Below are 12,960 nucleotides of genomic sequence, written 5' to 3'. Positions count from 1 at the left end.
GCGAACACTGAACTTCTTGCAGCGGGCCAACTCTATATCCATACAGGCGCCCACGCTGCATGACTACAGGGACATTGGGCGTGAGGACAGAGCGCGAGTATGATCAGTTACTGGTCGAGCGGGTGCAGGCTGGCGACAAAAGGGCATTCGATGTGCTGGTATCGAAATACCAGCGCCGCTTGATGCGCCTCGTGTCGCGCCTGGTGCACGACCCGGCGGAGGCCGAAGATGTGGTGCAGGAAACCTTTATCAAGGCATACCGGGCGCTGCGCCATTTTCGCGGCGATGCCGCCTTTTATACCTGGCTGTACCGCATCGGCATCAATACGGCCAAGAATTATCTCGTCACGCAGGGGAGGCGCGCCGCCACGTCCAGCGATGCCGACGCCGAGCAGGCCGAGTCCTTCGATGATGGCAATAAATTGCGTGACAACAATACACCGGAATCGGTGCTGGCGAGCAAGCAGATTGCGGCCACCGTCAATGCGGCCATGGATGTGCTGCCCATCGAATTGCGCACTGCCATCGTGCTGCGCGAGATCGAGGGCCTGAGCTATGAAGAAATATCGGAGATCATGGCGTGCCCCATCGGCACCGTGCGCAGCCGGATTTTTCGCGCGCGCGAAGTGATTGCGGAAAAATTGAAACCGTTGCTGGACATGCCAATTGACAAGCGCTGGTAATCTGAAGAGTATGAGGTTGGCATGGCTGCGCCCGGTTTTCGCACCGATCCTCTTGAAATGGCAGGACCCATCATGGATACGCACACACGATTGCACGAGACTATTTCCGCCCTGGCCGATGGCGAGCTGGCGGCGAGCGAACTCGAACTGGCTTTTGCCGCCCTCGACACGGATGAGGGGAGGCAAGCCTGGAATGTCTATCGCCATATTGGTGACGTGCTGCGCTCGGAGCAGTGCGGCCATGCACTGAGCGCCCAGTTCGATGCACGCCTGGCCAGCCGCCTGGCCGCCGAGTCGGCGCCTGCCCATGCGGAACCGCTGCTGCCCCTGTCCGCCGCCATCGTGCCGCCGGGTGCAGCCGAGCCGCTGGAGGCGGGGCCGCTGGCGCAGCGCTAGGGCGTTTCGCCATCTTATGCCAGGCTTAACGTTCCTGTCGCCCTCTTGACACTGGCCTTCGGTACGATTGACACTGTGTGCAGGCAATATCTTGCTTTTGCGATATATTGTTGCTGCCATGCGCGCTACCGGATGGGTTTGCCCCGGGGACGCCGTCATGACGGCCAATCGTGCACGCAGGCAATCGCCTGATTCGCGTTTTGATCCGTTTATATATTCGAAGAGATCCTTTCCATGAAAAAAAACATGTGTGCCGCCAGCAAGTCGTTTTCAGTAAAGACGCTTTCCGCCTTATTGTTCGGTACCGCTGGCGTGTTTCTGGCTCCCACCATGCTGGGCCTGGCGCCACAGGCGCAGGCCGCCGTGCCGGCAGTGAAACTGCCTGATTTCTCGGACCTGGTCGACGCCGTTGGCCCGGCCGTGGTGAATATCCGCACCACCGAACGCCTGAGAATGGGCGGCGCCGGCGCCGGCAGTCAGGATGAGCAGGAAATGCAGGAATTCCTGCGCCGCTTCTTCGGCGGCACCATGCCGACGCCGCGCCAGCAGGCGCCGCGTGGCGGCCGCCGCGCCGTGCCGCAGGAACAGGAAGTGCAGCGCGGTGTCGGTTCCGGCTTCATCATCTCGGCCGATGGCTACGTGCTGAGCAATGCCCACGTGGTCGATGGCGCCGACGAGGTTTACGTGACGCTGACGGACAAGCGCGAATTCAAGGCCAAGGTGATCGGCGCCGATGCGCGCACCGACGTAGCCCTGCTGAAAATCGAGGGCGGCAACCTGCCGCGCCTGACTATCGGCGATTCGAACAAGATCCGCGTGGGCGAATGGGTGATCGCCATCGGCTCGCCGTTCAACCTGGAAAACACGGTGACGGCCGGCATTATTTCCGCCAAGTCGCGCGACACGGGCGACTACCTGCCGTTGATCCAGAGCGATGTTGCCGTCAATCCCGGCAACTCGGGCGGTCCCCTGATCAATATGCGCGGCGAAGTGATCGGCATCAATTCGCAGATCGCCACCCTGTCCGGCGCCTACAACGGCATTTCATTTGCCGTGCCCATCGATGAAGCCATGCGCGTAGGCGAGCAGCTGAAAAAGACGGGCAAGGTCGTGCGCGGCCGCATCGGTGTGCAGATCGGCGAAGTGAGCAAGGACGTGGCGGGATCGCTGGGCTTGCCGAATGCCAAGGGCGCGCAAGTGTCGATGGTGGAGCCGGGCGGTCCGGCCGACAAGGCGGGCATCAAGCCCGGTGACATCATCCTGAAATTCAACGGTGCGCCGATCGAGCGTTCGTCGGACCTGCCGCGTCTGGTGGGCGGCGCTCCCGTCAACGGCAAGTCCACGCTCACCGTCTGGCGCAAGGGTGCGCAGCAGGACATTCCCGTCACCGTCGTCGAGCTGGAAAGCGAGAAAACGGCGAAGAAGGGCGCCAGGGAGCCGGAAGCGCAAGCCGTCAATGCACTGGGGCTGAAGGTCAGCGACGTGCCGGCCGCGAAGAAACAGGAATTGAAGATCGACGCCGGCGTGCAGGTTGACGAGGCCGATGGCGTGGCGGCTCTGGCCGGCCTGCAGCCTGGCGACGTGATCTTGCAGCTGAATAACGTTGCCGTGAAAGACGCCAAGCAGTTCAACGCCCTCGTGGCCAAGCTCGATCCGAAAAAGACGTCGGCCGTGCTGGTGCGCCGCGGCGATGTAGCGCAATTCGTTTCGCTGCGCCCATCGGCGAAGTAAGGTTCTGATTCACCTGCATCCCGGCTGTGGCCGGGATGCCTTTTTCTCTTTTCCATGCACTTCACGCTCTATTCCCGCAGTTATTGCCACCTTTGCCAGGACATGCTCGATGCCTTGCTCCTGCTGCAGCCGCCCGGCAAACCGTTCACGGTGGACGTGATCGACATCGACGCCTCGCCCGACGCCTCCCTGCTGGCCCGTTTCGACGAGCTGGTGCCGGTGCTGTTCGGCGACCTGGCGCAGCCCGAGCTCTGCCATTATTTTCTCGACGAGGCGGCCGTGCGGCGCAGCCTGATGTAGCTTAACTGTCAATATTGACACTGCATTGCACCATTCTGGTGCTGAAAACAGCCGAAAATGTCGGCTTGCCCCGGTGCCGGCCTCATAAGACGGGCTTTCTACTCTGAAATCCGGTAAAATGGGGAGGTCGAAAAAGCTACTGTCCGAGGCAGCAGCTTCTGTCGCTTCAAAAGCGCTCGCCTGGGCATGCAGATGTCCTGCTCGGAGCGCTTTTTTCATCATGAGTGGGGCGCCTGGTTTTGGCCCTGTTTGGCCCGGACATGATCCCCCTGATTCCTGTTAAAGCAGTGTCGTCAACTTCGCACTTATATTAGTTAATGAACAACATACGCAACTTCTCCATCATCGCCCATATTGACCACGGTAAATCGACCCTGGCTGACCGCATCATTCAATTGTGCGGCGGCTTGTCCGACCGCGAGATGGAGGCGCAGGTGCTCGATTCGATGGATCTGGAGCGCGAGCGCGGCATTACCATCAAGGCGCAAACGGCGGCCCTGCACTACAAGGCGCGCGATGGCCAGATCTACAACCTGAACCTGATCGATACGCCCGGCCACGTCGACTTCAGCTATGAAGTGTCGCGCTCGCTGTCGGCGTGCGAAGGCGCGCTGCTGGTGGTGGATGCATCGCAAGGCGTGGAAGCGCAAACGGTCGCCAACTGCTACACGGCGCTGGATCTGGGCGTGGAAGTGGTGCCTGTCCTGAACAAGATCGACTTGCCGAACGCGGATCCGCCGAGCGCGATTGCCGAGATCGAAGACGTGATCGGCATCGACGCGGCCGACGCCGTGCATTGCTCGGCCAAGACGGGCTTCGGCGTGCTGGACGTGCTCGAGCAATTGATCGTCAAGGTGCCGCCACCGAAGGGCGACCCCGATGCGCCGCTGCAGGCGCTGATCGTCGACTCCTGGTATGACGCCTATGTGGGCGTGGTCATGCTGGTGCGCGTGATCAACGGTACCCTGAAACCGAAAGACAAGATCCGCCTGATGGCCACCGATTCGGTGCAGCTGGTGGAAGACATCGGCGTGTTTTCGCCCCGTTCGCAATCCTTGCCGCAACTGTCCGCTGGCCAGGTGGGCTTCATCATTGCCGGCATCAAGGAATTGAAAGCGGCGAAAGTGGGCGATACCGTCACTCTGGCCAACCGTCCTGCCGCCGCGCCATTGCCTGGCTTCAAGGAAGTGCAGCCGCAAGTGTTCGCCGGCCTGTTCCCGGTGGAAGCGAACCAGTACGACGCGCTGCGCGACTCGCTGGAAAAACTGAAACTGAACGATGCGGCCCTGATGTACGAGCCGGAAGTGTCGCAGGCGCTGGGCTTCGGCTTCCGCTGCGGCTTCCTGGGCTTGCTGCACATGGAAATCGTGCAGGAGCGCCTCGAACGCGAATTCGACATGGACCTGATCACCACGGCGCCAACCGTGGTGTACGAAGTGATCCAGCGCGACGGCACCATGATCAACGTCGACAATCCGTCGAAGATGCCCGATCCGTCGCGCATCGAGGAAGTGCGCGAGCCTATCGTCACCGTCAATCTGTACATGCCGCAGGAATACGTGGGCTCCGTGATCACCCTGTGTATCGGCAAGCGCGGCATCCAGATGGACATGAGTTACCACGGCCGCCAGGTCAAGCTTGTGTATGAAATGCCGATGGCCGAGATCGTGCTGGACTTCTTCGACCGCCTGAAATCGACGTCGCGCGGCTATGCCTCGATGGATTACGAGTTCAAGGAATACCGCGCGGCCGACGTGGTCAAGGTCGACATGCTGATCAACAGCGAAAAAGTCGATGCGCTGGCCATCATCGTTCACCGTTCGAACAGCCAGTACCGTGGCCGCCAGGTGGCTGCCAAGATGCGCGAACTGATTCCGCGCCAGATGTTCGACGTGGCGATTCAAGCGACCATCGGCGCGAACATCATTTCGCGCGAGAACGTGAAAGCCTTGCGCAAGAACGTCCTGGCCAAGTGCTATGGCGGCGATATCAGCCGCAAGAAGAAATTGCTGGAAAAACAAAAAGCGGGTAAGAAACGCATGAAGCAAGTGGGTTCCGTGGAGATCCCGCAAGAAGCATTCCTGGCAATTTTACAAGTGGATGGTTGATCAATGAACCTGCAAGTGATTTTAGGAAATTTCGCTTTAATCCTGTTCGTGCTGATGGTGTTGACGGGCCTGGTCTGGTGCCTGGATGTGTTTTATCTGTCCAAGCAACGCCGCAAGGCGGCCGACCGTGCCCTGGCCGAGTTCGATGAGCGTCAAGCGAAGTCGTTGGCTGAAGGCATCAAGTCCGATGGTAGTAGCAGCAGCCGCCGCGCCGCCATCGAGGCAGATCTGTTGCGCCAGCCGACCTGGGTCGAGTATTCGGGCAGCTTCTTTCCCGTCATCGCCCTCGTGTTTTGCCTGCGTTCGTTCCTGTACGAGCCGTTCAAGATCCCGTCGAGCTCGATGGTGCCGACCTTGCTGGTCGGCGATTTGATCCTGGTAAACAAGTTCACCTATGGCATTCGTTTGCCGATCGTCAACAAGCGCATCATTGAAGTCAATGATCCGCAGCGCGGCGACGTGATGGTGTTCAAGTATCCGAAAGATATGTCGCAAGACTATATCAAGCGCGTGATCGGGGTGCCCGGTGATAAAATCACCTATGAAAACAAGCGCTTGACGGTCAACGGCAAGGAAGTGGCGTACACCCCGCTGGACGACTACCTCGATGACGAAAGCACGGTCTACCACAAGCAGCTGGAAGAAAACCTGACGGGCGTGAGCCACCGCATCCTCAACGACGAGCCCGCTCCCACGTTGAACTTGCGCGAAGTGAAGGATTTCCCGCACAAGGAGGCGTGCAACTACAACGAAGACGGCTTCACGTGTGTGGTGCCACAAGGCAATTACTTCATGATGGGCGATAACCGCGACAATAGCGCGGACAGCCGCTACTGGGGTTTCGTGCCGAACGAGAATATCGTCGGCAAGGCTTTCCTGGTGTGGATGAACTTCAGCAATCCGAAACGCGTGGGCGGCATACACTAAGCCGGCCTGGTCTGTAATGGACCAACCATGGCTGCCGCGCCGACTCCCCGCGCGGCGGCCAGTCGAATTACTCAGATGACACAGAAACAACAATGAATCTTCAGCTATTGCAAACCCGTTTAGGCTATACGTTCCAGGATGCTGGCCTGTTGCAGCAAGCCTTGACGCACCGTAGCCACAGCAGTTTGCATAACGAGCGGCTGGAATTCCTCGGCGACTCCATCCTCAACTGCGTGGTCGCCTCCATCCTGTACGAACGTTTCAAGACCATCGACGAGGGCGACCTGTCGCGCTTGCGCGCCAACCTGGTCAAGCAGCAGTCGCTGTATGAAATCGCGCAAAAGCTGGAATTGTCGCAATTTTTGCGCCTGGGCGAAGGCGAGCTCAAATCGGGCGGCTTCCGCCGTCCGTCGATCCTCGCCGACACGCTGGAAGCCTTGCTGGGCGCCATCTTCCTCGACACGGGCTTCGACGCCGCCAGCACGGTGATCCGCGCCTTCTACATTCCCATCCTCGACTCGGTCGATCCGCAAACCCTGGGCAAGGATGCCAAGACCCTGCTGCAGGAGTTTTTGCAAAGCAAGAAAATTTCGCTGCCACAGTACAACGTGGTGGCTACCCATGGCGCCGCCCACAGCCAGGAATTCGAGATCGAATGCCTGGTGCCGAAATTGAACATCCAGGTTTACGGCCGTGGCGGAAGCCGCCGCGCCGGTGAGCAAGCCGCCGCCAAACTGGCGCTGGACGTGGCCGAGCAGGCGCTGTTGAAATCGCCTGCCGCCAGCCGCAAGCCCAAACCGCGCGCCGCCCAGCTCAAGCTGGCCGGCATTGCCACCATCCAGAGCGACGACGCGCCAGCCCCGGCTGCCCCGGCGATCGCCGCTCACACTAAACAGAATCGACACTAGCATGACAGCCACCAAAATGCCCGACAACTTCCGCTGTGGCTATATCGCCATCGTGGGCCGCCCCAACGTGGGCAAATCGACCCTGATGAACGTGCTGATCGGCGCGAAGGTCAGCATCACTTCGCGCAAGGCGCAAACCACGCGCCACCGCATCACGGGCATCCAGACGGTGCCGGACGCGCAATTCATCTACGTCGACACGCCTGGCTTCCAGACGCGCCACTCGAACGCGCTGAACAAGACGCTGAACAAGACCGTCACGAACACGCTGATTTCCTCGGACGTGATCCTGTACGTGATCGAGGCGGGCACGTTCGGCCCGGCCGACCAGCAAGTGATGGACCTGCTGCCGAAGGAAGTGCCGTGCATCCTCGTCATCAATAAATCGGACAGGGTCAAGGACAAGGCCGTGCTGCTGCCGTTCGCGCAAAAGATCGCCGCCATGCGCGACTTCGCCGCCATCGTTCCTGTGTCCGCCAAGCTGCATTTCCAGCTGGAAGGCTTGCAGAACGAGATCAAGCGCTTCTTGCCGGAAAACCAGCCCATCTTTGGCCCGGACGACATCACGGACCGCAGCGAGAAATTCCTCGCCTCGGAAATCGTGCGCGAAAAACTCTTCCGCTTCGTCGGCGACGAATTGCCGTACACGAGCACCGTGCTGATCGAGAAATTCGAGCAGGAAGGCGATTTGCGCCGCGTGTTCGCCGCCATCCTGGTCGAGCGCGATACGCATAAATCCATGATCATCGGCAACAAGGGCGCGCGCCTGAAGGAAGTCTCCACCCAGGCCCGCCTGGATATGGAAAAACTGTTCGGCGGCCCCGTGTACCTGGAAATCTGGGTCAAGGTCAAGTCGGGCTGGGCCGACAACGAGGCGGGCTTGCGCGCCTACGGCTACGAGTAATCCGCAACCCGGGGGCGACACCACACGCATGAGCACCACCACGCCAGCGCTGCACGATCCCGCGCCAGCCTCACCCGTTGTCCCCGCGCCGGCGGCCATCGCGCCGCCGGCCGCACCTTCCGCAGCACCCCGGCGCAGCCGTCCGCCCGCGCGCGACGGCCGCATCACGGGCCAGCCAGCCTTCGTGCTGCACAGCTATCCGCATAAAGAGACCAGCCTCATCGTCGACGTGTTTACGCGCGAGTACGGCCGCATCGCGCTCGTCGCCAAGGGCGCCAAGCGGCCCCATTCGCAGTTGCGCGGCGTGCTGCAGACGTTCCAGCCGCTGCAGGCGGGCTGGACGGGCAAGTCCGAGCTGCGCATCCTGACGGGCGCGGAATGGGTGGGCGGCATGCTGCCGCTGGAAAAGACGGCCCTGCTGTGCGGCTTCTATCTGAACGAATTGCTCGTCAAATTGCTGGCGCGCGACGATCCGCATCCCGTGCTGTTCGACCACTACGTTGCCACCTTGAATCAACTGGCGCACAATGAGCCGCCGCCCATCGTGCTGCGCAAGTTCGAGCGCGCGCTGCTCAAGGAAACGGGCGTGGCGGCCGACCTGACGCGCTGCACGGGCACGCGCCAGGCCGTCGAAGCGGGGCAGGTGTACGTGGTCGACCCGGAACGGGGGCCGCGCCCGGCGCGCGCCGCCGACGCCTGGCCCAAGATCACGGGCAAGACCCTGCTCGACATGGAGCGCGAAGATTACCTTGACGTGGCCACGCAGGCGCAAAGCAAGCTGCTGATGCGATTTTTGCTGGCCCATCAACTGGGGGGCGCCACCTTGAACACGCGCCAGATACTGATCGATTTAATGCAGTTGTAGCGGTTGCGCTACAGCACTTTACGGATACCATCACTATGAGCTTTTTGCAGCCTTCCGGCCCCGTCATCGACCTGGGCGTCAACATTGACCACGTGGCCACCTTGCGCAATGCGCGCGGCACCGCGTATCCGGACCCGATCCGCGCGGCATTGCTGGCCGAACAGGCGGGTGCCGACGCCATCACCCTGCACCTGCGCGAAGACCGCCGCCACATCAAGGATGCGGACGTGATCGCCATCGCGCCGCAGTTGCTCACGCGCATGAACCTGGAAGCGGCCGTGACGCAGGAAATGATCGACTTCGCCTGCGGCATCCGCCCGGCCGACGTGTGCCTGGTGCCGGAAAAACGCACGGAAGTGACGACGGAAGGGGGCCTGGACGTGGTGCGCTACTTCAAGGAAGTGCAGGCTGCCGTCAAGCAATTGCAGGGCGAGGGCATCCGCGTGAGCCTGTTCATTGACGCGGACGAACAGCAGATCGCCGCCGCCGCCGAACTGGGTGCGCCCGTGATCGAACTGCACACGGGGCGCTACGCCGATACGCAAGGCGCGGAACAGCTGGCGGAACTGGAACGCATCAAGGCGGGCGTGCTGTTCGGCGTGGGCCGCGGCTTGAAGGTCAATGCGGGCCACGGCTTGCATTACACCAATGTGCAGGCGATCGCCGCGATTCCCGATATTGCCGAACTGAACATCGGCCACGCCATCGTCGCGCATGCCGTGTTTGTCGGCTGGGAAAACGCCGTGCGCGAAATGAAGGCCATCATGGTGGCGACGCGCCTCGCTGGCAAAGCATAAGCGCGCACAAGGGAGAGCGCCATGATCTACGGCATCGGCACCGATATCTGCAAGATTCCCCGCATCGAGGCGGCCCTGGCGCGCCACGGCGAGCGTTTCGCCAAAAAGATACTGGGACCGCAGGAGCTGGACAAGTTCCGCGCCCGCAGCGCCAAGAACGCCGTGCGCGGCGTGCGTTTTCTCGCCACCCGTTTTGCGGCCAAGGAAGCGTTTTCCAAGGCCATCGGCCTGGGCCTGCGCATGCCGATGACGTGGCCCGCCGCGCAAATGCTGAACCACCCCAGCGGCAAGCCGATGATCGTCTGCAGCGGCGTGCTGGCCGACTTCATGGAAAAGAATCGCCTGAGCGCGCAAGTGACGATCAGCGATGAAGAAGAGTATGCCGTGGCGTTTGTGATTGTGGAGCAAGCGCCGTAATGCAGACGACTGCTGGGGTCAGTCTTTTCGATCGGAATGCGTCCCACTGGGACGTATTCCCCCGGCGGGTCTGACCCCATTTAAGAGCCAGCAATGACCGAAGCAATACCCGACCTCAATTCCACGGAAACGCCGCCCGACCCGCGCGCGCAGGTGCTGGCCACCGTCGCCAAGCTGCCGAACCTGCCCGGCGTGTACCGCTATTTCGACGCCGCCGACAAGGTGCTGTACGTCGGCAAGGCGCGCGACCTGAAAAAGCGCGTCTCCAGCTATTTCCAGAAAAACCTGGCCAGCCCCCGCATCGCCATGATGGTCGAGCGCATCGCGCGCCTGGAAACGACGGTCACGCACAGCGAGGCGGAAGCGCTGATCCTGGAAAACAACCTGATCAAGGCGCTGCAGCCGCGCTACAACATCCTGTTCCGCGATGATAAATCGTATCCGTATCTGAAAATCACCAATGGCGATGCGCCGCGCATGGTGTATTACCGGGGCGCGGTGGACAAGAAAAACCAGTATTTCGGGCCGTTCCCCAGTTCCTGGGCCGTCAAGGAATCGATGCAGATCCTGCAAAAGGTTTTTCTCATCCGCACCTGCGAGGACAGCGTGTATGCGAACCGCACGCGGCCCTGCCTGCTGCACCAGATCGGCCGCTGCAGCGCGCCGTGCGTGGACCTGATCAGCAAGGAAGATTATAAAAACGACGTGGAAAACGCGGCGCGCTTCCTGCGCGGGCGCCAGAGCGAGGTGATGGCCGACCTGGAAAAGAAGATGCACGCGTTTGCCGCCGAACTGAAATTCGAGCAAGCCGTGGTGGTGCGCAACCAGATCGCCTCGCTGTCGCGCGTGCTGCACCAGCAGAGCATGGAAACGACGGGCGACGCCGACGTCGACATCATCGCCGTGCTGGTGCAGGGCGGGCGCGCCTGCGTCAACCTGGCCATGGTGCGGGGCGGGCGCCACCTGGGCGACCGCGCCTATTTCCCCAGCCAGCTCAGCGATGCGGCGGCGATTGCCGAAGAGCCGATCGAGGTGGAAGTGCTGGCCGCCTTCCTGGCCCAGCACTACACGGAAAAATTCATTCCCGGCACCTTGATCCTGAATATCGAGTTCGACCAGCCGGCCCTGATGGTGGCCCTGATGGAGCAGTGCGGCCACCGCATCAACCTGATCTTCCAGCCGCAGGGTCAGCGTCGCCAGTGGCTGGAAATGGCGCAGAAGGGCGCCGGGATTTCGCTGGCGCGATTGTTGTCCGAGCAGGGCTCGCAGCAGTCGCGCACGCGGGCGCTGGCCGAGGCGCTGCGCCTGGAAACGGAGGATCTCGATAGCCTGCGCGTCGAATGTTTCGACATCAGCCACACGCAGGGCGAAGCGACGCAGGCCTCGTGCGTCGTATTCCACCACCACGCCATGCAGAATGGCGAATACCGGCGCTACAACATCAACGACATCACGCCCGGCGACGATTACGCGGCCATGCGCCAGGTCTTGATGCGCCGCTACGATAAGGTGGCCAATGGCGACGGCGTGATGCCCGACGTGGTGCTGATCGACGGCGGCAAGGGCCAGATCGAAATGGCGCGCCAGGTGTTCGCCGAGCTGGGACTCGATATCAGCTTGATTGTCGGCGTGGCCAAGGGGGAAGGGCGCAAGGTGGGCCTGGAAACCCTGCTGTTCGTCGATGGCCGCGCGGCGCAGGAACTGGGCAAGGAATCGGCGGCCCTGATGCTGATCGCGCAGATCCGCGACGAGGCGCACCGCTTTGCCATTACCGGCATGCGCGCCAAGCGGGCCAAGACGCGCCAGACGTCGCGCCTGGAAGAAATCGAAGGAATCGGCGCCAAGCGCCGCCAGAAACTGCTGTCGCGCTTTGGCGGCTTGCGCGGCGTGGTCGACGCCAGCGTCGAGGATCTGATGTCGGTGGAGGGGATTTCCACGCAACTGGCGGAAGAGATCTACAAGCAGCTGCATTAATGGATGGGGGCCTGGTCCGGCGCTGCGGCAACCGGACTAGGCTAATGTTGCCGGGCCATGTAGACTAGTGGCGCTTTCTTCACGCTTTCTTCATGTTCAATTTACCCGTCGGCCGATTGCTCTCTTATGCCTTTTAATATTCCCATCCTTTTGACCTGGCTGCGCGTGGCCCTGATCCCGCTCGTCGTCGGCGTGTTTTACCTGCCGCCGTCGATGCTGCTGCATGGCGACCAGAACCTCGTTGCCACCCTGGTCTTCATCGTTGCGGCCGTGACCGACTGGTTCGATGGTTTCCTTGCGCGGCGCTGGAACCAGACGTCCGCCTTCGGCGCCTTCCTCGACCCGGTCGCCGACAAGCTGATGGTGGCGGGCGCCTTGCTGGTGCTGGTGCAGCTGGACCGTGTCAATGCCGTGCTGGCCTTCATCATCATCGGCCGTGAAATCACGATTTCCGCCTTGCGCGAATGGATGGCGCAGATCGGCGCGTCGAAATCGGTGGCCGTCAGCTCGATCGGCAAGATCAAGACGGCCGCGCAAATGACGGCCATTCCCTTGCTGCTGTACCACGAAGTGATCTTCGGCGCGATCGACACCCATGTGTGGGGCGAGAAGCTGCTGTGGATCGCCTGCGTGCTGACGGTGTGGTCGATGTTCTATTACCTGCGCCTGGCATGGCCGCTGATCAAGGAAAAAGCGGGCAATCTGCATTGAGGTGATGGACGCTGATAGCATTGGGCTGGCGTCTTTTTAACCCAAACGCAAGAGCTGGGGTCAGACCCAAAGGGTCTGACCCCAAATATTTTGCAAAAGACCAGATATTGCCCGTTGACAGCCCCTGTAATCCCTCTATAATGCTGGCCTGTTGTTGATGACGCGGGAGTAGCTCAGTTGGTAGAGCGCAACCTTGCCAAGGTTGAGGTCGAGAGTTCGAGACTCTTCTCCCGCTCCAG

13 protein-coding genes and 1 tRNA gene are annotated in these 12,960 nt (G+C 61.3%); all 14 read left to right on the top strand.

What is annotated here, in order from left to right; all coding sequences use genetic code 11:
* Positions 1–59: 59 nt before the first annotated feature.
* The 14 genes from rpoE to AC1Q6X_RS00170 all read left to right on the top strand — a co-directional run bounded on the left by rpoE (position 60) and on the right by AC1Q6X_RS00170 (position 12,959).
* Entirely contained in the window at positions 60–683 is a 624-nt protein-coding gene (gene rpoE, locus AC1Q6X_RS00235; protein WP_070223871.1) for an RNA polymerase sigma factor RpoE, read from the top strand.
* A 72-nt stretch (positions 684–755) separates the two neighbouring features.
* Complete coding sequence (locus AC1Q6X_RS00230; RefSeq protein WP_070288657.1) at positions 756–1,079, top strand: sigma-E factor negative regulatory protein; 324 nt, start codon at positions 756–758, stop codon at positions 1,077–1,079.
* 234 nt (positions 1,080–1,313) lie between these two features.
* Entirely contained in the window at positions 1,314–2,810 is a 1,497-nt protein-coding gene (locus AC1Q6X_RS00225) for a DegQ family serine endoprotease (RefSeq protein WP_070288656.1), read from the top strand.
* A 54-nt stretch (positions 2,811–2,864) separates the two neighbouring features.
* Positions 2,865–3,110 carry a glutaredoxin family protein gene (locus AC1Q6X_RS00220; protein ID WP_492494409.1) on the top strand — a complete coding sequence of 82 codons (246 nt, stop codon included), beginning with the start codon at positions 2,865–2,867 and terminating at the stop codon, positions 3,108–3,110.
* A 317-nt stretch (positions 3,111–3,427) separates the two neighbouring features.
* Positions 3,428–5,218, top strand: a complete 1,791-nt coding sequence (gene lepA, locus AC1Q6X_RS00215; protein WP_070223864.1) for a translation elongation factor 4 — start codon at positions 3,428–3,430, stop codon at positions 5,216–5,218.
* A 3-nt stretch (positions 5,219–5,221) separates the two neighbouring features.
* Positions 5,222–6,145: a signal peptidase I gene (lepB, locus tag AC1Q6X_RS00210; protein WP_121670004.1), complete on the top strand. Its 924-nt coding sequence runs from the start codon at positions 5,222–5,224 to the stop codon at positions 6,143–6,145.
* Between the two features lie 92 nt (positions 6,146–6,237).
* Entirely contained in the window at positions 6,238–7,053 is an 816-nt protein-coding gene (gene rnc / locus AC1Q6X_RS00205) for a ribonuclease III (protein WP_070223860.1), read from the top strand.
* Between the two features lies 1 nt (position 7,054).
* Positions 7,055–7,957 carry a GTPase Era gene (gene era, locus AC1Q6X_RS00200; protein WP_034749612.1) on the top strand — a complete coding sequence of 301 codons (903 nt, stop codon included), beginning with the start codon at positions 7,055–7,057 and terminating at the stop codon, positions 7,955–7,957.
* A 28-nt stretch (positions 7,958–7,985) separates the two neighbouring features.
* Entirely contained in the window at positions 7,986–8,822 is an 837-nt protein-coding gene (gene recO / locus AC1Q6X_RS00195) for a DNA repair protein RecO (RefSeq protein WP_070223858.1), read from the top strand.
* 35 nt (positions 8,823–8,857) lie between these two features.
* Positions 8,858–9,619, top strand: coding sequence for a pyridoxine 5'-phosphate synthase (gene pdxJ / locus AC1Q6X_RS00190; RefSeq protein ID WP_230505293.1), 762 nt, complete (start codon positions 8,858–8,860; stop codon positions 9,617–9,619).
* 21 nt (positions 9,620–9,640) lie between these two features.
* Complete coding sequence (acpS, locus tag AC1Q6X_RS00185; protein WP_070223854.1) at positions 9,641–10,036, top strand: holo-ACP synthase; 396 nt, start codon at positions 9,641–9,643, stop codon at positions 10,034–10,036.
* A 93-nt stretch (positions 10,037–10,129) separates the two neighbouring features.
* On the top strand, positions 10,130–12,010 hold the full coding sequence (uvrC, locus tag AC1Q6X_RS00180; protein WP_492494404.1) for an excinuclease ABC subunit UvrC: 1,881 nt from the start codon (positions 10,130–10,132) through the stop codon (positions 12,008–12,010).
* A gap of 126 nt (positions 12,011–12,136) precedes the next feature.
* Positions 12,137–12,721: a CDP-diacylglycerol--glycerol-3-phosphate 3-phosphatidyltransferase gene (gene pgsA / locus AC1Q6X_RS00175; protein ID WP_034749601.1), complete on the top strand. Its 585-nt coding sequence runs from the start codon at positions 12,137–12,139 to the stop codon at positions 12,719–12,721.
* A 162-nt stretch (positions 12,722–12,883) separates the two neighbouring features.
* Positions 12,884–12,959: transfer RNA gene (locus tag AC1Q6X_RS00170), tRNA-Gly, on the top strand.
* Position 12,960 lies beyond the last annotated feature (1 nt).

Source organism: Janthinobacterium sp. GW823-FHT06H09 (assembly GCF_058794735.1).
This window is presented reverse-complemented; position numbering and strand designations above follow the sequence as displayed.